At 67.6% G+C, this 19,045-nt stretch carries 19 protein-coding genes and 1 riboswitch; of the genes, 4 read left to right on the forward strand and 15 right to left on the reverse strand.

From position 1 onward, the window contains the following. Positions 1-82: 82 nt before the first annotated feature. The gene (thiS, locus tag AC1RVY_RS00290; protein WP_057272784.1) at positions 83-280 is read right to left on the reverse strand and encodes a sulfur carrier protein ThiS; all 198 of its coding nucleotides are present in this window, start codon (positions 278-280) and stop codon (positions 83-85) included. Further along, positions 277-1,401 (reverse strand): FAD-dependent oxidoreductase, encoded by a 1,125-nt coding sequence (locus tag AC1RVY_RS00295; protein WP_218294596.1) that lies wholly within the window; start codon positions 1,399-1,401, stop codon positions 277-279. Before AC1RVY_RS00295 ends, thiS begins: the two co-directional genes overlap by 4 nt. A gap of 287 nt (positions 1,402-1,688) precedes the next feature. Here AC1RVY_RS00295 and thiD point away from each other — a divergent pair, with 287 nt between their 5' ends. After that, positions 1,689-2,537 (forward strand): bifunctional hydroxymethylpyrimidine kinase/phosphomethylpyrimidine kinase, encoded by an 849-nt coding sequence (thiD, locus tag AC1RVY_RS00300; RefSeq protein WP_369642727.1) that lies wholly within the window; start codon positions 1,689-1,691, stop codon positions 2,535-2,537. Between the two features lie 68 nt (positions 2,538-2,605). Here thiD and AC1RVY_RS00305 read toward each other — a convergent pair whose 3' ends face one another. The 13 genes from AC1RVY_RS00305 to AC1RVY_RS00365 form a co-directional block, all read right to left on the reverse strand. Then, positions 2,606-3,886 carry a purine-cytosine permease family protein gene (locus AC1RVY_RS00305; protein ID WP_492245499.1) on the reverse strand — a complete coding sequence of 427 codons (1,281 nt, stop codon included), beginning with the start codon at positions 3,884-3,886 and terminating at the stop codon, positions 2,606-2,608. Positions 3,887-3,958: 72 nt separating this feature from the next. Next, positions 3,959-4,063: riboswitch (TPP riboswitch) on the reverse strand. A 36-nt stretch (positions 4,064-4,099) separates the two neighbouring features. Next, a complete protein-coding gene (locus AC1RVY_RS00310; protein WP_492804781.1) occupies positions 4,100-4,981 on the reverse strand; it encodes a GyrI-like domain-containing protein in 882 nt (293 codons plus the stop codon). Positions 4,982-4,993: 12 nt separating this feature from the next. Beyond that, positions 4,994-5,353, reverse strand: coding sequence for a nuclear transport factor 2 family protein (locus AC1RVY_RS00315; RefSeq protein ID WP_492804783.1), 360 nt, complete (start codon positions 5,351-5,353; stop codon positions 4,994-4,996). 126 nt (positions 5,354-5,479) lie between these two features. Next, positions 5,480-6,535 carry an NAD(P)/FAD-dependent oxidoreductase gene (locus tag AC1RVY_RS00320; RefSeq protein ID WP_492804785.1) on the reverse strand — a complete coding sequence of 352 codons (1,056 nt, stop codon included), beginning with the start codon at positions 6,533-6,535 and terminating at the stop codon, positions 5,480-5,482. A gap of 124 nt (positions 6,536-6,659) precedes the next feature. Continuing rightward, complete coding sequence (gene fdxA / locus AC1RVY_RS00325; protein WP_055393870.1) at positions 6,660-6,989, reverse strand: ferredoxin FdxA; 330 nt, start codon at positions 6,987-6,989, stop codon at positions 6,660-6,662. A 113-nt stretch (positions 6,990-7,102) separates the two neighbouring features. After that, on the reverse strand, positions 7,103-8,470 hold the full coding sequence (locus tag AC1RVY_RS00330) for a sulfate adenylyltransferase subunit 1 (protein WP_369642723.1): 1,368 nt from the start codon (positions 8,468-8,470) through the stop codon (positions 7,103-7,105). Beyond that, positions 8,470-9,435: a sulfate adenylyltransferase subunit CysD gene (gene cysD, locus AC1RVY_RS00335; RefSeq protein WP_492804788.1), complete on the reverse strand. Its 966-nt coding sequence runs from the start codon at positions 9,433-9,435 to the stop codon at positions 8,470-8,472. The genes AC1RVY_RS00330 and cysD overlap by 1 nt, the downstream gene beginning before the upstream one ends. A 162-nt stretch (positions 9,436-9,597) precedes the next feature. Then, the gene (locus tag AC1RVY_RS00340) at positions 9,598-10,221 is read right to left on the reverse strand and encodes a phosphoadenosine phosphosulfate reductase domain-containing protein (protein ID WP_218340993.1); all 624 of its coding nucleotides are present in this window, start codon (positions 10,219-10,221) and stop codon (positions 9,598-9,600) included. A 44-nt stretch (positions 10,222-10,265) separates the two neighbouring features. Beyond that, the gene (locus AC1RVY_RS00345) at positions 10,266-10,655 is read right to left on the reverse strand and encodes a DUF934 domain-containing protein (protein WP_218294605.1); all 390 of its coding nucleotides are present in this window, start codon (positions 10,653-10,655) and stop codon (positions 10,266-10,268) included. Between the two features lie 29 nt (positions 10,656-10,684). Then, positions 10,685-12,472 carry a nitrite/sulfite reductase gene (locus AC1RVY_RS00350; RefSeq protein ID WP_492804789.1) on the reverse strand — a complete coding sequence of 596 codons (1,788 nt, stop codon included), beginning with the start codon at positions 12,470-12,472 and terminating at the stop codon, positions 10,685-10,687. Between the two features lie 10 nt (positions 12,473-12,482). Continuing rightward, positions 12,483-13,286, reverse strand: a complete 804-nt coding sequence (locus AC1RVY_RS00355) for a sulfite exporter TauE/SafE family protein (protein ID WP_492804791.1) — start codon at positions 13,284-13,286, stop codon at positions 12,483-12,485. Positions 13,287-13,432: 146 nt separating this feature from the next. Next, positions 13,433-15,346 (reverse strand): bifunctional tRNA (5-methylaminomethyl-2-thiouridine)(34)-methyltransferase MnmC2/FAD-dependent 5-carboxymethylaminomethyl-2-thiouridine(34) oxidoreductase MnmC1, encoded by a 1,914-nt coding sequence (gene mnmC, locus AC1RVY_RS00360; RefSeq protein WP_492805358.1) that lies wholly within the window; start codon positions 15,344-15,346, stop codon positions 13,433-13,435. A gap of 270 nt (positions 15,347-15,616) precedes the next feature. Further along, positions 15,617-15,892 (reverse strand): oxidative damage protection protein, encoded by a 276-nt coding sequence (locus AC1RVY_RS00365; protein ID WP_218294608.1) that lies wholly within the window; start codon positions 15,890-15,892, stop codon positions 15,617-15,619. Positions 15,893-16,058: 166 nt separating this feature from the next. Here AC1RVY_RS00365 and AC1RVY_RS00370 point away from each other — a divergent pair, with 166 nt between their 5' ends. The 3 genes from AC1RVY_RS00370 to AC1RVY_RS00380 all read left to right on the forward strand — a co-directional run bounded on the left by AC1RVY_RS00370 (position 16,059) and on the right by AC1RVY_RS00380 (position 19,002). Further along, complete coding sequence (locus tag AC1RVY_RS00370) at positions 16,059-17,084, forward strand: sulfate ABC transporter substrate-binding protein (RefSeq protein WP_492804792.1); 1,026 nt, start codon at positions 16,059-16,061, stop codon at positions 17,082-17,084. A 113-nt stretch (positions 17,085-17,197) separates the two neighbouring features. Next, positions 17,198-17,788 carry an NADPH-dependent FMN reductase gene (gene ssuE, locus AC1RVY_RS00375; protein ID WP_218294609.1) on the forward strand — a complete coding sequence of 197 codons (591 nt, stop codon included), beginning with the start codon at positions 17,198-17,200 and terminating at the stop codon, positions 17,786-17,788. Positions 17,789-18,045: 257 nt separating this feature from the next. Further along, positions 18,046-19,002, forward strand: a complete 957-nt coding sequence (locus AC1RVY_RS00380; protein ID WP_492805360.1) for a sulfonate ABC transporter substrate-binding protein — start codon at positions 18,046-18,048, stop codon at positions 19,000-19,002. Positions 19,003-19,045 lie beyond the last annotated feature (43 nt).

Here is a 19,045-nt window from a genome sequence, read left to right on the forward strand (position 1 = left end):
AATTTACTATCTTTTTAATAGCTGCTAGCGCTTTGTGGATAAGCACCAAGGGCCAATTTGTCTCAAGAAAGAAGGCCGGGGGTCAGCCCCCCGTCACGGGCGAGATGATTTCCACGCGGTCGCCGGGCTGCAGGGCCTGCGCGGCGTAGCGGGTGTTGGGCACAAAGTGGGTGTTCACGGCCACCGCAAACGGAGGGCGTGCCGCGATGGCGGCCACGGCATCGGCCACGGTGGCCCCTTCGGGCAGTTCATGCGGGATCTGGTTGATGGAGATGTTCATGCGAAGGCAGCGGCCGCGCTGGACTGGGAGGCGGGTTTCAGGTCCAGCGCGAGGTCAAAACGTTGCGAAAGCTGCGATTGTCCCGCGTTCAGCACTTCCAGCGTCACATCCAGCATCGCCGGCGCGATCATGAAGCCGTGGCGGTACAGGCCATTGATCTCCAGCACGCCCCGGCGCGGCTGGCGGATGGCGGGCAGGTTGTCGGGCAGCGTGGGGCGGCACTGCGTGGCCAGCTCCAGGATGCGGCCTTCCGCGAAGCCGGGGTGCACGGCGTAGGCGGCGGAGAGCAGCTCCAGCGTCGATCGCACGCTGGCGGGCGAGACGTCGTCCGATTCGATCTCGGTCGCGCCGATCACGAACAGATGGTCTTGTTTGGGCGCGATGTAGATCGGGTAGCGCGGGTGCACCAGCCGCGTGGGGCGCTGCAGCGTGACATCCGGTGCGTGGATGCGCACCACCTCGCCCCGCACACCCCGCAACGCGGGCCATTGGGCCCTGGCACCGAGGCCGCGGCAGTCCAGCACCCAGTCGGGCTGGCCGGGGGCGCCGGGCGCAAAGGCCTCGGGCGACCGGGGCGCGTGCCAGTGCGCGCGCACGGACAGCCGCTGCATTTCCACCACCAGGGCTGCCAGCAGCTGCCGGTTGTCGAGCTGGCCTTCACCGGGCAGGTACAGCCCCTGCGCAAAGCGCTGCGCCAGCGTGGGCTCCGCCTGGGCCAGCGCGGCGCCGTCGAGCTTTTGCAGCGCGGGCAGCTCGGGCACCGTGTGCTGGTTGGCCTCCAGCTGGCGCGTGAGCCGCTGGGCTTCGGCCGCGTCCTGCCGGTGCCACACGATGAGCGTGCCGGCCTGCTGGAAGAACACGGGCTCGGCCAGCGCCGCCAGCAGCTGCGGCCAGCGGGTGAGGGCATGGTGGCCCATGCGCACCACGCCGGGCTCGGTGATGGCCGATTCGGCCAGCGGCGCCAGCATGGCGGCGGCCACGGTCGCGGCCGAATGCTCGGCGGCCGGGCTGCCCGCGTCGTAGATGTCCACACGGTGCCCCTGGCGCGCCAGCTCCACCGCCAGCAATCGGCCCATGAGGCCCGCGCCCAGAATGGCAAAAGAAGAGGGTTGAAGTGGCATAAGTCCGTCTGTCTGTCTGTGTGTTGGCTGGCAACCATGGACAAAACGGGGGGCAGGGCCGCTCTTGGAAACTCCCCACGCCAGCATGACCTGGATCGGGTAGCGGGGCCAGTACGCGCCGCGCGGTGCGCAGTGTTCTGTGGTGCCCCAGGGTATTTCTCAGTCGCGCACCCAAGAACCTGTTCAGTTCTCGGCCGCGGGACACCCCTGTTTCGTCCGGAAAAATCAATTACAGCACAACCCGCGGCAGCTCTTTTTGCGCTAACGCATAGGCCATAATTTTTGCCATGACTTCATTGATTCCCCCGACCTCCGCAGCACGCCGCTATGTGCGCGTGCTTTCCATCGCCGGTTCCGACAGCGGCGGCGGGGCGGGCATCCAGGCCGACCTCAAGACCTTCAGCGCCCTGGGCTGCTACGGCATGACGGCCATCACCGCCATCACGGCCCAGAACACCTGCGGAGTCACGGGCATCCACGGCATTCCGCCCGAGATGCTCAAGGCCCAGATCGATGCCGTGGTGCAGGACATCGGCGTGGACGCGGTCAAGATCGGCATGCTGCATTCGCCCGAAGTGGTGCGCGTGGTGGCCGATGCCATCCGCACCTACCAGCTGCCGCACGTGGTGCTCGACCCGGTGATGGTGGCCACCAGCGGCGACCGGCTCATCGCCGCGGAAACCGTGAACGTGCTGGTGCAGGAGCTGTTTCCGCTGGCCGAGGTGATCACCCCCAACCTGGACGAGGCCGGCTGGCTGCTGGGGCGCACGATCGAGGGCGTGGATGCGCTGGCAGCTGCGGTGGACGGGCTGCTGGCCCTGGGCGCCCCGGCGGCGCTGCTCAAGGGCGGCCACCTGCCCGGAGACTGGGTGGTGGATGTCCTGGCCACACGCGGCGGCGTGCGGCAGCGGCTGGAGTCCGCACGCATTGCCACGCCCAACGGGCACGGCACGGGCTGCACCCTGTCATCGGCCATCGCGGCACACCTGGCGCGGGGCCTGCCCTTGCAGCAGGCGGTGGAGCGCGCGCGTGCCTACATTCTGGGCGCCATCGCCGCAGGGGCCGATGTGACCACCGGCCGTGGCCATGGCCCGCTCAACCACGGCCATGCGCCCGTGGCGCAGCTGGTGCTTTAAAGGTTTGATTGTTTTTGGCCTCTGGCGCTTATCCAGTAAGCGCTATATGCTCACAATTCAATAGCGATTCAACGCACCCGTGGCCGTGTGGCCCAGGCCAGCACAAAGCTGAACGCCAGCGCCGGCAGCGCCGAGCCCGCGCCCGGTACCACCTGCGGAGCCAGGTGGTAGACGGCAATCCCCACCAGCCAGATCGCCACCGGGGCCGCATTCACCCGGCGTGCCGCAGCGAGCAGCGCGGGTGCGTTGGCGCCAAAGGCCAGCCGCCCCAGGATCACGCCGAACAGCGGCACGAACACCGAGCTGAGCAGCAGCAAAAATGGCTCCAGGCTGTGCATGGGCAGCACCAGCGCGAGGCCGGTACACACCGCAGCCATGGCCAGGCCCCACTTGCGCACGCCCCAGCGTGGCAGCAGGCTGTGTGCCGACACCGCGCCCGAATACGTGTCGCCATAGGCGTTGTCCACCTCGTCGATCAGGATCAGCGACAGCGCGATCAGCCCGCCCTGGGCCAGCAACAGGGCCTGCACCAGATCCTTGCTGGGCAGCGTCAGCGCCACCAGCACACCGAGCGTGTAGCACCACATGTTGGCCAGCGCGTAGCCGAGCCACGTGCCGCGCAATGCGGAGCCGCCGTTCTTGCCGTGGCGCGCATAGTCGGCCACCAGCGGCAGCCACGAGATGGGCATGGCGATCACCAGGTCCAGCGCGGGCAGCACGCCCATGCCGCCTTCGCCCTTGCGCGTCCACAGCGCTTCAAAACCCTGGGCCTGCGCCAGCGACAGGAACTGCCACGACAGCCACAGCAGCGACAGCACCACCAGCGGCAGCGCCACGCGCGCGATCACCTTGCGCACCAGCTGCACCATCGATCCGCTGATGAGCAGCATCACCACGCCGCCCCACAGCAGCGTGGCCAGCACGGGCCAATGCGCGCCGGCCATGGTGCCGGACTGCTGGCCGATGGCCACCGTGGCGTCGCGCATCACCACCAGCTCGAACGTGCCCCAGCCGACCAGCTGCACGATGTTCAAAATGATCGGCAGGCTGGCGAACGTGCGGCCATAGACGGCATGCATCAGCCCGGCGCTGGCCAGGCCGCTGTCGCAGCCCAGCTTGGCCACCCAGCCCAGCAGGCCCGCGCCCACGATGGAGCCGCAGACGATGGCGATCAGCGCCTCTTGCGTGCCCAGCGCGGGCATCAGGTAGGCGCCCACCTGCATGACCAGCAGGCCCACGCCCAGGCTGAACCAGAGCGAGGCGTGGTCGTGCCACTGGAAGACGCGGCGGTCGGGGGAGACGGGGGCCAGCGCTTCGTTGGTGGCGGGCGCGGCGGGGGATGAGGACATGGCAGGCTCCGTGGCAGTACAGAGCAGGGGCGGCCCGCCAGCGCACCCCAAAGTCATTTCATTCTGGGCTGTGCCGAGGCGGACGTGCTTCCCTGCGCGAGGATGATCTCAATCAGGTTCAAAGGGACTCTCTCAGTCGGTTCCGGTGGCCCGGTCCCGACACCCCTAGCGTGGGCGTTCCAGAAGGAACGCGGGGCCATTGTAGTGGGGCGCTCAGGGCGCGGGGCGGGCGATGGGGATCGCGTAGTGCATCACCGAGTCGCCGGACGTCGGGTGGTACTGGGCACCGTAGATTTCCAGATCCGGCCCCAGGGTGTGCGATGGGCCCGCCGACAGCAGCCAGCTGGAGTAGATGTAGTTCACCGTCGCATCGACATTCTGCGCAGGGCCCCGGTGGGTGAAGCGCGCATAGGTCGATGCGGGGATTTCCATGGCCACCATGCCCGGTGGCAAGGCGCCGGGGCCCTTCACCTCGATGCAGGCCAGGTAGCGCAGCGCTTCCGTGTGGGGCCCCGCCGGTGCCACGACGCCATAGCAGACCCCGGGCACGGTGTTCGCAATCTCGCCCAGCCGGGGCAGGAATTTCGCCCACAGGGGCGGCAGCTTCTGGCCCAGGTTGTTCTTTTCGGAATCGATGCCGTAGTAGTCCGTGGGCAGCCCGACCAGCTGCATGGCGGGCTGCTCCTCTATGTCGGGTGCCAGGGAGATGTTGTGGTGAACGTGCGCGAGGTAGCTTTCGTCAAACCGGATCTTGCGCACGAACAGCGAGCGGTTGCCCATCTTGCGGTACTGCGACGGCGTGAGCCGAAAGCAATCCCGGAACGCGCGCGTGAAGCTTTCCTGCGTCTCGTACCCGGACGCCAGCGCAATGTCGAGCACGCTCAGCCGCGTGCTGGTCAACTGCTCCAGCGCCCGCGAGAACCGGCGCGAGCGGATGTAGGTCTTCAGGGTTTCGTTGGTCAGCGCCTTGAAGATCCGCTGGAAGTGCCACTGGCTCATCCCGGCGGCCCGCGCCACCTCGGAAAGCTGGATGTCGGATTCGAGATGGGCTTCGATGAAATCGATGCCCTCCTGGATTTGCCGCAGATAAAGCACGGTGGAGTCCGTTCAAGGGGTTTCAAAGAAACCGGTCATCGCAACCAGGCGATTCTGGTCGTTGTACCGGCCGTAGCTCACGCCTTCCCCGATCACCTGCCCGCTGCCATCCACCATGTTCCATTTGGCGATGCTCTGCTGGTTGTGGCTGGCGAAATAGTGGGTCACGAAATGCCCGCCGGGGACCTGACTGTGAAAGCTGTCCATGTAGGCCGTCAATTGGTCCCAGCCATGGGCGGTGGCCAGCGGGTCGTTGTAGGTGCAGGCGGGGTCGAGGGACTGGGCAAAAAGGGCTGTGCGGTCCGCGGCCGAGTCGGTCTTCCACGACGCGGTGTACGTGTCCCAGATGGATTGAAGGGGTTGTTGGCTCATGGTGTGCTCCTGATGGGTGAATGGAGACGCCATCGTGCCGGGCGCTTGCGCGCCTTTTGGACATTTTGTGCTTATTTGTGGGCGCGCCGTTCGGGCACGGCATGGTGGTGCCCTGATCCGCCTGGACTACGTGCTGGCGGCAGGCGCAGAGGCCGGCGCCACACCCAGCAGCTGGTGCAGCCGTGGGCTCGTGGTGGTGTATTGCAGCGCCACCTTGTCGCCCTTGAGCGCCTCGGCGGCGCCAAAGGCCGCCAGCGTGGCTTCGTGGAAGCCGCACAGGATGAGCTTGCGTTTGCCGGGGTAGGTGTTGATGTCGCCCACGGCGTGGATGCCGGGCACGCTGGTGCGGAAGGCCTCGGTGTCCACCACGAGTTGCTTGCGCTCCAGGGCGATGCCCCAGTCGGCGATGGGCCCGAGCCGGGGAGAGATGCCGAGCACGGCCACCAGCACGTCGAGCGGCAGGGCGCGGCTGCTGCCATCGGCGTCCACCACCTGCAAGGCGGTCAGCTGGTCGCCAGCGGTCTCAATGCCGGTGATCTGCGCGGCCTCGACGTGGATGTGGCCCGCATCGCGCAGTTGCTGCAGGCGCTGCAGCAGGGCATCCGGGGCCTGGAACACATCGCGGCGGTGCAGCAGGCTCACGCGGGCGGCCTGGCCTTGTTCGGCCAGTTCCACGGCGCGGGCCACGGCGGGCTCGTCGCCGCCGTGCACGACCACATGGCGCCCGGCCACGTGGGCCGTGGAGGGCAGGTTCTGGTAGTGGACCTGGGTGCCCACAAAGCGCTCGATGCCGTCCACCTTGAGCGTGCGCGGCACAAAGGCGCCCACGCCTGCGGCAATGAACACGCTGCGGGCCAGCAGCTGCACACCTTGCGAGGTTTCGACCAGCAGGCGCCCATCGGCCTGCACGGTGAGTGCGGACACCAGCGTGCCCAGGTGCCACTGGGTCTTGAACGGCGCAATCTGCTGAAGCAGCAAACCGGCCAGCTCGCGCCCGGTGCACACCGGGATGCCCGGGATGTCGTAGATGGGTTTGTCGCCGTACAGCTCGACGCACTGGCCACCCGCATGGGGCAGGGCGTCGATCAGGTGGGCGGTGATGCCTTGCAGGCCCAGCTGGAAGACCTGGAACAGGCCCACGGGACCCGCGCCGATGACGACGGCGTCGGTTTCTTGAATCATGCTCAAGCCACGCGCGCAGCGCCCGAAACTGGCGCTGCCAAAGACCTGTGCCACCGTGGAACTGGCTTTGCCAGGCCACTGGTGGCGTCCCCCTTGGGGGATGGCGCGAAGCGACTCAGGGAGGTCACTTGACCAGTTCGTTGACCTTGCCCGGCTTGCCGTTCCACTCGTCGGCGTCGGGCAGCGCGGGCTTGCGCTTGGTGATGCTCTTCCAGCCGTCGGCGAAGGCCAGGTCGGCATTGAGCTTGATGAAGGCGATCTGGTCGGCCGGCAGGTCTTCTTCGGCAAAGATGGCGTTGGCCGGGCACTCAGGGATGCAGACGGCGCAGTCGATGCACTCGTCGGGATCGATGACGAGCATGTTCGGGCCTTCGCGGAAGCAGTCCACGGGGCACACGTCCACACAATCGGTGTACTTGCACTTGATGCAGTTTTCGGAGACGACGTGGGTCATGACAAAGGTTGTGTGGGTCGGTGAAAACCCTCAATTTTAGAAGCTTTCACCGACCTTTGGTTACAGGGCCCCTTCCCCGGATGGGGTGACTTGGGGGGTGGCGCTGATCTGGATCAGTTGACCAGCACGGCGCCAGCGGTTTTGTGGCTCGCGGTGTCCACCAGGATCAGCGATCCGAGCACCCGGGCCTTGCCGAAGGCTGCGGCGGGGATCGGCTCCTGCAGCAGCAGGTCCACATGGCCGATGGCGTTGGGGTCGAGCTGCGTGGCGGCTTCCTCGGCCAGCGTGTGGATGTTGAGCTTGTGCACCACGGCCTTCACCTTGGCCTTGACCCAGCGGTGGCCGTGCAGCGCCCAGTACACGCGGCCGGCGACCAGGGGTTCGTCATCCATCCAGGCCACGGTGGTGCGCAGCTCGCGGCTGGCGGGCCATGCGGGCACGCTGGCCGGCGTGTCGAAGTCGTCCTCGGCGGGGGCGGTGGTGGCCGCGGGCGCGGCCAGAATCCAGTCGCCGCGCGAGACGTCCACCTCGCGGTCGAGGATGAAACCGGCGCTGGTGCCAGCGGGCACGTCGGTGGGGCGGCGGGCATGGTCCAGCACCTGGGCCACGGTGGCCAGCTGGCCGCTGGGGAAGATCTGCACCGGCGTGCCGGGGGTGACATTGCCCGAGGCCACACGGCCCCAGAACACGCGGCGGCCTTGGGATGTGTCGGACGAGGACGAGAACTTCTCGACCCACTGCACCGGGAAGGCCAGGGGCAGCGCCGTGTCGGGGGGCGTGTTGGGCAGGGCTTCGAGCACCTGCAGCAGCGTGGGGCCCTCGTAGCCGCACCAGCCCGCGTGGGCGTCCACCACGTTCCAGCCCTTGAGCGCCGACACGGGCACCGTCGCACGCACGGCGATGCCGGCGGCCTGGGCAAACGCCGCCAGCGCGCCCTGGATGTGCTTCCAGGCGAGCGCTGGGTCTTCCACCGCGTCGAGCTTGTTCACGGCGAACACCAGCGAATGCACGCGCAGCAGGTGGGCCAGCAGGCTGTGGCGGCGGGTTTGCGGCAGCAGGGCGAGGTCGGCGTTCTTCCAGTCGAGCTTGGTGGCATCGACCAGCACCACGGCCGCGTCGGCGCTGCTGGCGGCCGTGACCATGTTGCGGGTGTACTGCTCGTGGCCGGGCGCGTCGCCGATGATGAACTTGCGCTCTTCGGTGGCGAAGTAGCGGTAGGCCACGTCGATGGTGATGCCTTGCTCGCGCTCCGCGCTGAGGCCGTCGGTCAGCAGGGCCAGGTCGGTTTCGCCCTGGCGCTGTACGCCGGCAAGGTGGTCCTGCAGCACGGCCTTGCTGTCCACCAGCAGGCGGCCGATCAATGTGCTCTTGCCATCGTCCACCGAGCCGCAGGTGATGAACTTCAGGGCAGAAATGTGGTCATTTTGGCCGCCAGCGCTTGATGCATAAGCGCTAGTAGCTATCGAATTCATAGTGGTCATCAGAAGTACCCGTCTTTCTTGCGCTTTTCCATCGAGGCGTCGCTGGTCTTGTCATCCATGCGCGTCGCGCCGCGCTCGCTCACGTCGGCGGCCAGGGTCTCGATCACGATGTCGGCGGCCGTGGCCGCCGTGCTCTCCACCGGTGCGGTGCAGGTGATGTCGCCCACCGTGCGAAAACGCACGTCGCGCGTCTGCACCGTCTCGCCCTCGCGCGGCGGGGTCAGCTCGGTCACCGGCATCAGGAGGCCCTTGCGGTCCACCACCTGGCGCTTGTGCGTGTAGTAGATGCTGGGTAGCGCGATGCTCTCGCGGTCGATGTACTGCCACACGTCGAGTTCGGTCCAGTTGCTGATGGGGAACACGCGGAAGTGTTCGCCGGGCTGCAGGCGGGTGTTGAACAGGGTCCACAGCTCGGGGCGCTGGGCCTTGGGCTGCCACTGGCCGAAGCTGTCGCGGTGCGAGAAGATGCGCTCCTTGGCGCGGGCCTTTTCCTCGTCGCGGCGGGCGCCGCCGATGAGCGCGTCGAAGCGGAATTCCTCGATCGCTTCGAGCAGCGTGACCGACTGGTGCACGTTGCGCGATTCGCCGGGGTGGGCCAGGCGCACGGTGCCGCGCGCCATCGAGTCCTCGACGCTGCGCACGATGAGTTCGGCGCCCAGCTCCTTGGCGCGGAAGTCGCGGAAGTCCGTGACCTCGGGGAAGTTGTGGCCCGTGTCGATCATGAGCAGCGGGTAGGGAATGCCGCCGCCGCTGGCCTTGGTGCCAAACGCTTTTTCGGCGCACTTGAGCATGACCAGCGAATCCTTGCCGCCCGAGAACAGCAGGGTGGGGCGCTCGAAGGCGGCGGCGACTTCACGCAGGATGAAGATGGTTTCTTCTTCCAGCGCGTCCAGGTGCGAGTTGTTCAGGTGGTAGCTCATGTCGTTGTTCTGCAGCAGCTGCGCGGCATCGGTGCGGGCATTCATGGCGGGTTGCTTTCGGTCGTCGATTCAATGTCCGTGGCGTGCGCAACTGGCACGCCCGAGGCCAGTGCACCCGTGGAACCGGCTTTGCCGGGCCACCGGGTGCGTCCCCCTCCCGCGAAGCGAGAGAGGGGGAAGACGCGAAGCGGCTCAGGGGGTGTCATTTCAGTGCGCGATGTGCAGGCCGCACTCGCGGTTCTCTTCGCCCTTGGTCGGGTCCACATAATCGAAGTTGTTGGGCAGGCCGTGCTGGACGCAGTATTCGTGCAGATCCTTGGACGACCAGTGCAGCAGCGGCGCCACCTTGATCAGGCCGTCGGGGTTGATGCTCACCGGGTCCATCTGTGCGCGCACGGCGGTGTCGGTGGCGCGCAGCGCGGTGAACCAGACCTTGGGCGCGGTCTCGCGCAAGGCGCGGGCGAAGGGCTCGAGCTTCACTTCTTCGGTGAACGCGGCGTGGCGGGGGTCGTCCAGGGCAGGCGTTGCGCCCTCCACGGCCTCGCGGTGCGCGCGCGAGCGGCGCGGCAGGTAGATCTTGAGGTTCAGGCCCAGCTGCTGGGTCACCTCGTCGGCAAAGCGGTAGGTGGCTTCGGTGTTGTAGCCGTTGTCCATCCAGACCACCGGCACATCGGGGTTCACTGCGGACACCATGTGCAGGATCACCGCCTCGAACGGGCGGAAGTTGGTGGTGACGATGGGGCTCTGGCCCAGGCCCAGTGCCCAGGCGACGAGGCCTTCGGCGTTGCGGCCCAGGTCGGCATTGACGCGTGCGAGATCGAATTGGCTCATGGTGGGGTGCTCGTGGGTGTGCGTACCAGCGCTGCGGGCCTGGCTCAGGCGGCAGCCTTGTCGGCAAAGAGAGGCTGCGGGTGCACCGCGTCGCCCTGGTAGAAGCCGGGGAACATCTCGAACTGGCGTTGCGCGTCGGCCGGGTCCACGCCATCGCGCAGCACTGCCGACGAAAAGCCCGTGCGCTGCATCTGCACCAGCTGGTCGATCAGCACGTCGCCCGTGGCGCGGATGTCGCCCGCAAAGCCGCGGCGGCGGCGCAGCAAGAAGGCCTGGCTGAACGCGCGGCCATCGGTGAAGCTGGGGAAGTGCAGGTCCACGCGCTCGACGCCGTCGAGCGGCAGGGCCAGTGCATCGGCATCGTTGGCCAGCGCCACGGCGCGGGCATCGCCCTCTGCGGGAGGCTGGTGGTCTTGGGAGGCAAGAATTTTCATGGGTCTTATCAGGGCTTGGCGGCTGGCGATCAGGCCGTGGCCAGCTCTTCCTTGGCGGGGTGGCGGGCGGTCTTGGCGGCTTCCTTGAAGGGGTCCAGGCCGGTGCGGCGCACGGTGTTCTGAAAGCTCTCGCCGCTTTCGCGCAGGCTGCGGTAGGTGGTGAGCACGGCTTCGATCACATCGGGAACTTCGGCGGCCGAGAACGAAGGGCCGATCACCTTGCCGGCCACGGCGGCGCCCGACAGGTCGGAGCCGTCGGAGCCGCCGAGCGTGACCTGGTACCACTCCTTGCCGTCCTTGTCGACGCCCAGGATGCCGATGTGGCCGCTGTGGTGGTGGCCGCAGCTGTTGATGCAGCCGCTGATGTGCAGGTCGATCTCGCCGATGTCGTCGAGCTCGTCCAGATCCTGGTAGCGCTGGGTGATGGCCTCGGCGATCGGCAGCGAGCGGGCGTTGGCCAGCGCGCAGAAGTCGCCGCCGGGGCAGGCGATCATGTCGGTGAGCAGCTGCACGTTGGCGCTGGCCAAGCCCAGGGCCTTGGCCTCTTGCCACAGCTCGAACAGGCGGCTGGCATGCACCCAGGGCAGCACCACGTTCTGGTCGTGCGTCACGCGGGCTTCGCCGGCGGAATATTTGTCCACCAGGTCGGCCACGGCGATCAGCTGCTCGCTGGTCGCGTCGCCGGGCGACTGGCCGGGGCGCTTGAACGACAGCGTCACGGCGCGCAGCTGCGGGTTCTGGTGCGCGTGCACGTTGCGCTTGAGCCAGCGGCCAAACATCACATGCTCTGCCGCCTGTGCGTCCAGCGACGCCTGCAAGGCTGCGGGGGCCACGTCGACAATGTCGGCCAGCTTGGGTGGCACAAAGCAGGCCGCCACGCGGTCGAACTCGGCCTGGGGCACGGTGTGCGGGCCGCCGTCGATCTCCATGATCTGGCGGTACTCTTCTTCCACATCGTCGATGTACTGCTGGCCTTCGGACTTGACCAGGATCTTGATGCGGGCCTTGTACTTGTTGTCGCGGCGGCCGTGCTCGTTGTACACGCGCACGATGGCCTCGATGTAATTCATGATCTGATTCCAGGGCAGGAACTCGCGGATCACCGTGCCGATCACCGGCGTGCGGCCCATGCCGCCGCCCACGAACACCTTGAAGCCGATCTCGCCCGCCTCGTTCTTGACCAGGTGCAGGCCCACGTCGTGCCAGCCGGTGGCGGCGCGGTCGTCCTTGGCGCCGCTGATGGCGATCTTGAACTTGCGCGGCAGGAACGCGAACTCCGGGTGCAGCGTGGTCCACTGGCGGATGATTTCCGCGTAGGGGCGCGGGTCCACGATCTCATCCACGGCCACGCCGGCCAGTGCGTCGGTGGTGGTGTTGCGGATGCAGTTGCCGCTGGTCTGGATGCCGTGCATGTCCACGGTGGCCAGCAGGTCCATCACGTCGGCGCTCTTGGACAGCGGAATCCAGTTGAACTGCACATTGGTGCGCGTGGTGAAGTGGGCGCAGTTCTTGGGCAGGAAGGTGGTGCCCAGCAGGCCCTGGCCTTCCATGGCGGCCTTGAACACGGCCGCTTCGGGCTCGTCGTACTCGCGGGCGATGGTGGCCAGCACGCGCAGCTGGCGGCTGGCGATCTCGCCGTAGGGCACGGCCACGCGCAGCATGGGGGCGTAGCGCTGCACGTACCAGCCGTTTTGCAGGCGCAGGGGGCGGAAGTCGTCCTCGGCCAGTTTGCCAGCCTGCCAGCGGTTGAGCTGGTCGCGGAACTGGCGGGCGCGCTGCTTGACGAACGTCTTGTCGAAGGGTGTGTATTGATACATCGTGGACCAATCAGATCATTATTAATTTGGCGCCTGCCCAGGCCAGCAGGAGGGACAGCGCGGAGCGGATCAGGCGCTCGGGGGTGCGGGTGACCAGGCGCGAGCCCAGCCAGATGCCCGGCAACGAGCCAGCCAGCAATTGTGCAAGCAAAGGCCAGTCCACCGAACCCAGCGTGGCATGGCCCAGACCCGCCACCAGGGTCAATGGCACGGCATAGGCGATGTCGGCACCGATCACGCGGGGCAGGGGTAGCAGAGGGTAGACCAGCAGCAGCACCGTGACGCCGATGGCGCCCGCGCCCACCGAGGTGAAGGTGACCAGCGTGCCGATCACGGCGCCCAGCAGCACGGGCAGGCTCCAGTGGCGGGGGCGGGTGGATTGCTCGGAGCTGGCCTGGCGCTTGGCATGGTCGGCCGCCTGGCGCTGGCGCGAGAAGGCCACCACCTTGTACAGCGTGGCCGCGGCTGTCAACAGCAGCGCGAAACCGAGCGTGGTCGTCATGATGCGCTGCGCCTGGGCACTGGCGGGGCCCAGGACCTTGAGCGCCCACAGCGCCAGCAGCGCGGCCGGAATGCTGCCCGCGCACAGCTGGGCCACCACGCGCCAGGGCACCAGGCGCTGGCGCGCCATGCTCACGGTGCCGCCCATCTTGGTGAATGCGGCAAATAGCAGGTCGGTGCCGATGGCCAGGTGGGGCTTCACGCCGAAGAAAAAGATCAGCACGGGGGTCATCAGCGAGCCACCGCCGACCCCGGTCAGGCCCACGATGAACCCGACCGCAAAGCCTGCGAAGACAAACACCAATTCATGCATAGGGTGCGAATGTAGGATGCTCGCTTATGGATGCAAACTATTGTTTCGTCCTTCCAATATGCCTATTTGATTATAAGCAAGGATTGGCGCGGGCTTCCACGGGGTAAGCCGCCGTGATTCCCGGTCACGAAGCTGTTACAGGCCCGCTACAACCGTTCGCTGCCCAGCGCTTTGGCGAGTTTCGTGTCGATGGGAAGGGGTTCTCCCTGCAGGCGGGCGGCCAGCAGTTCGCCGCACAGAAGCGCCAGGGTCAGCCCACGCGCGCCCATCGCTGTGCAGGCCCAGAGCCCGGGCAGCGCCTCGGCGTCGACGGGGCCCACGATCGGTAGCCGGTCGGGCGCGGTGCAGCGCACGGCGGCCCAGGCGTGCAGGGGGCCGGGCGCAGCCTCCGCCGCCTGCGGTGCTGCGGCAAAGGCCGCGCGCAGCACCGGGGCCGTTTGGGGCAGCAGCGCCTGGAGCCTGGTCCAGTTGGCCGCGTGGGCCGCCTGGACGTCGGCCCCGGACGGAGGCAGGGTATCCACATCGCGCTCGAAGGTGGAGCCCATCACCCACGCAGCCGGGCCGCACGGGCCGTCACCCAGCGGAAAGCGGGGCACCAGGTTGCCGTTGCCATTCACGGGGAAAGGCACCCCGGGCCCGGGGCCTGCCTGGTGCTCGCCCCAGGACACCTGCCCGCGCACGGGCTGCAGGGGCCATCGGTGTTCCAGCAGCATCGCACTGCCCGCGCCCGCGGCAATGACGACGGTGGGCGCCTGGGCGAGCACCTGGCCCCGGTCGTCCAGCGCCTGCCAGACGGGCGCCGCGCCAGCGGCCCCCACACGCCGCAGGCGGGCCACCTCGCAGTGGCCCTGCCAGTGGATGCCGGGTTGCGCGAGCAGGGCGGCCGCCATGCGCGCGGGGCGTATCCAGCCCCCCTGGCTGTGCCAGCACGCGGTGGCTTCGCGGCCCAGGCCCGCGGCGGCCAGCGTTGCCGGCGGGGCCGGCTCGCTCCAGTCCACGCCGGGCCCCTGGCCCCAGCTGGCGGCCAGCCCGGGGGTGCCGTCGGTGCGGTGCTCCAGCACGCCGCAGGCCAACCAGTCGGTGCCTTCGCGCAGCAGCCATCGGGCTTGCTGCAGGGTGGTGCGCACGCCGCTGCGCGACAGGCGCGACAGCACGCTGTCGTCCGGCGACACATGGGGCGCGAACACCCCCGCCGGCAAGCCCGAGGCCCCGGCGGCGGGTTCCGCGGCGCTGTCCAGCACCCGCACCTGCCAGCCCCGGCGCGCCAGGCTGGCCGCGCTGGCCGCGCCGGCGATGCCCCCGCCGATCACGATGCAATCGCCGGGCAGCGCGGGTTCGGGCTGTGCGCGGGGGGCGGTGCGCGGCTCCCAGTGGGGGGCGTACTGGGCGTGCAGGTTGTCGCGCTTGGGCGGCACGCCCGGAACACGGGCCACCGCGAAGCCGCACTGGGTGAGCGCGTCGCGCACCGCGCGCGCGATGGTCCAGGTGGACAGGCGGGTGCCGCGCCGGCAGCAGCGTGCCACGGCCTTCAGGGTGTGCAGGTCCCAGATCCCGGGGTTGCGCTGCGGGCTGAAACCGTCGAGGTAGATGGAATCCACCGTCAGCTGCTGCTGGCGCAGCACGGTCTGTGTATCGCCCACACACAGCGTGAGCAGCACCCGGCCTCCGTCGAACCGCAGCCGGTGCACCCCGGGCAGCAGGCCCCACCATTGGCGATGAAGCTCCTGCGCCAAGGGGGCCAGCTCGGGGTGGGCCGTGGTGGCGCGCAGCAGGTCGGCCGCGCTCACGGGCCAGGCCTCGGTCGACACGAAGTGCAGCAGGGTGGGGCGTGCGGGGTCAGCCCGCCAGGCGGCCCAGGTCACCAGGAAGTTCAGCCCGAAGCCGAACCCCGTTTCCAGAATGCGCCATTGCGGCTGCCCCGCCCAGGCGCCAGGCAGGCCGCAGCCCTGCAGGAAAACGCGGCGGGCCTGGTCCAGGCCGCCATTTTCACTGTGGTAGCGGTCACCAAAACGGGGGCTGTAGGGGGTGCCGTCCGGCAGCCAGTCAACAGGCTCGGAGATGACGCACCCCCTGAGTCGCTTCGCGCCGTCCCCCTCTCTCACGCTTCGCGTGGGAGGGGGCCGCAGCCAGCGGCCTGGCAAATCCAGTTCCGCGGCTACCTCGTCCGGGCAGCGCCAGTTTCATGGGCTGCGGGTGGTCGGTAATGCTACGGAAAACTGACATGGAGGCTCATGCGCTCGGCGGGACGTAGCCCGCTGCGGCATCCGCACCACCGCCGAAAAAGTGGTTTTGGCGAAACCACTTTTTGCAGCGCTGCATTTCGCTGCGCTTCATTGCGCGCTGGGCGGGACATATCCCGCCGCGGCGTCTGCGCCACCGCCAAAGAAATGGTTTTCCATCTGGCGGGCCAGGTACTGGCGGGCACGCGCGTCGGCCAGATTGAGGCGGTTTTCATTGACCAGCATGGTCTGGTGCTTGAGCCAGCCTGCCCAGGCTTCCTTGCTCACGTTTTCCCAGATGCGTTTGCCCAGCTCGCCGGGGTAGGGCGGAAAGTCGAGGCCCTCTGCTTCCTTGCCGAGCTTGATGCATTGAACGGTGCGTGCCATGGGGTTCCTTGTTGATGGGTGGAGTCTGCCGCAGCGCAAAGGGCTGCTCAGATGATTTGGATATAAAGAACTGAAATCTCAGTAGTTCCAGTTTTGAAGAGGGTCTTCCAGAATGCGTTTCATCGGTGAGTTGCACCGTTTTGCATTCGAAAAAAAGAGGCTCCCTATGAACTTTCGCCGCGACTTTATCAAGTTTCCCTTCGCCGCCGCCCTGGCGGGGAGTTTGGCCCTGACGGCATTGCCGTCGTTTGCACAGTCTGTGACGCTGCTCAATGTGTCGTACGACCCGACGCGCGAGCTGTACGTGGACTTCAACCAGGCGTTCGCCAGGCACTGGAAAGCCAAGACCGGCCAGGACGTGACCGTCAAGCAAAGCCACGGCGGCTCGGGCAAGCAGGCGCGCTCCATCATCGACGGGCTGGACGCCGACGTGGCCACCCTGGCGCTGGCCGGCGACACCGACGCGTTGCACACCAACGGCGGCTGGATCCCCAAGGACTGGCAAAAGCGCCTGCCCCACAACAGCTCGCCCTACACCTCCACCATCGTGCTGGTGGTGCGCCAGGGCAACCCCAAGGGCATCAAGGACTGGGATGACCTCGTCAAGCCCGGCATCAGCGTGATCACGCCCAACCCCAAGACCTCGGGCGGCGCCCGCTGGAACTATCTGGCCGCCTGGGAGTTCGCCAAGCGCAAGAACGGGGGCAGCGACGCCAAGGCCAAGGACTTCGTGGCCAAGCTGTACGGCAACGTGCCCGTGCTGGACACCGGCGCGCGCGGCTCCACCATCACCTTCGCCCAGCGTAACCAGGGCGACGTGCTGATCGCCTGGGAGAACGAGGCCTACCTGCTGGAAAAGGAATTCGGCACCAAGTTCGACGTGATCGCGCCCTCGATCTCCATCCTGGCCGAGCCCGCCGTGACGGTGGTGGACAAGAACGTGGACAAGAAGGGCACGCGCGCCGTGGCCGAGGCCTACCTGCAGTACCTCTACACCGAAGAAGGCCAGGACATCGCCGGCAAGCACTTCTACCGCCCCGCCGTGTCCGACAAGGCCAAGGCCAAGTACGCCAAGCAGTTCCCCAAGCTGAACCTGTTCACCATCAACGACGCGTTCGGTGGCTGGGACAAGGCGGCCAAGGACCACTTTGCCGACAACGCCAGCTTCGACCAGATCTACACCAAAAAATAGGCTCACCCCGAAGCGGCCTTCGGCCGCCTCCCCTCAAGGGGCGCCACCCGTGGCCCGGCGAAGCCGGATCCACGGTGGCGCTGGTCAAGTCACGCCCTCTGGAAACACATTTCATGTCCGCTCTTCTCATCGCCGGCAGCCCCTCGGAGCGTTCCCGCTCCGCCGCCCTGCTGGACGCTGTCGCCCAGCGCCTGTCGGTGCGCGGCGCGCTGGTGGACCGCATCCATATCCGCGACCTGTCGCCCCAGGCCTTGCTGCTGGCCGACTTCGGCCATCCCACCGTGGTGGGCGCTGTCGACCAGGTGGCCCGGGCCAGCGTGCTGGTGGTGGCCACGCCGGTTTACAAGGCGGCCTACAGCGGCGTGCTCAAGGTGTTCCTGGACCTGCTGCCGCAGACGGCGCTCAAGGGCAAGATCGTGCTGCCCCTGGCCACCGGCGGCAGCCCGCACCACATGCTGGCGCTGGACTACGCGCTGCGCCCCGTGCTGCAGTCGCTGGGTGCCAAAAGCATCCTGCCGGGCATCTATGCCACCGATGCGCAGGTCACGCTGACGCCCGAGGGCGCCTACCACCTGAACGACGACATCGCCACGCGGCTGGACGATGCGGTCAACGTGCTCGTGACCGAGACGCTGCGCCCGTTCCCTGCCCAGGCCACGCGGTTCGCGCCGGTGCATTTCTCGCAGGTGCGATGTAGCGTCTGACGGGCCCCGCCCGCCCGCACATCCGCAGCGGTGGGGTGCCGCGGCCCGGCCGGGCTACCCCATTTCTCGTTTCCCTCTTTCGATGGCCCCGCTGCCCGCAGCGGTGGGCAGGGCGGAGCACTGCCCGGTTCAGACGCCCCCTTTTTTTCATGATTCAAAGGACATTCACCATGAGCACACTGACACGCGACGGCGCAGCCAGCTCAGACCGCGCCCACGATGCCCCGCCCGCCGGCGGGCTGGCCGCCCTGCGCAACATGTTCATCGGCTTCGTGGTCTTCACCGCGTTCGTGCTGATCGCCGCCTTCCTGCTGGCGCAGCCGGTGCATGCCCAGACCAGGGGCGAGCTGCGCATCGGCTATCAGAAGTCGGCCAGCCTGTTCGTGCTGCAAAAAGCGGCGGGCACGCTGGAGAAGAAGCTCGCTCCCCTGGGCTTCGGCGTGAAGTGGGTCGAGTTTCCGGCTGGCCCCCAGCTGCTGGAAGGCCTGAACGTGGGCGCCGTGGACGTGGGCTACGTGGGCGAGGCGCCGCCCATCTTCGGCCAGGCCGCTGGCGCCAAGTTCGTCTACTTCGGGCATGACCCCGCCGCGCCGCGCGCCGAGGCCATCCTGGTGGCCAAGGACTCGTCCATCAAGTCGGTGGCCGACCTCAAGGGCAAGAAGGTCGCGCTCAACAAGGGCAGCAACGTGCACTACCTGCTGGTCAGGCAGCTCGAGAAGAACGGCCTCAAGCTCTCCGACATCCAGCCCGTGTACCTGGCCCCGGCCGACGGCCGCGCCGCGTTCGAGAGCAAGAACGTGGACGCCTGGGTGATCTGGGACCCGTTCCAGGCCGCCGCCGAGAAAGCCACTGGCGCCCGCGTGCTGGCCGACGGCACGGGCGGCGTGGTCAACAACTACCAGTACTACCTGGGTGCCCGCGACTTCGTCACCAAGAACCCCAAGGTGATCGCGGCGCTGTTCGAGGACTCGGTGGCCCAAGGCATCTGGCTCAAGAAGAACCTGCGCCAGGCCGCAGAGCTGATCGCGCCGCTGCAAGGCCTGCCGGTGGACGTGGTCGAGCTGGCGCTGCAGCGCTACGAATTCAACGTCAAGCCCATCACGCCCGATGTGGCGGCCGACCAGCAAAAGATCGCCGACACGTTCTTCGAACTGAAGCTGATCCCCAAGGCCATCAAGGTGAGCGACGCCGTGATGCTCGGTGCGCAGCCCTGACGCTCTGGCCCGTTGCACACGCATTCATTCTCAGAAGAACACC

The organism is Acidovorax sp. GW821-FHT11A03, from assembly GCF_058809075.1.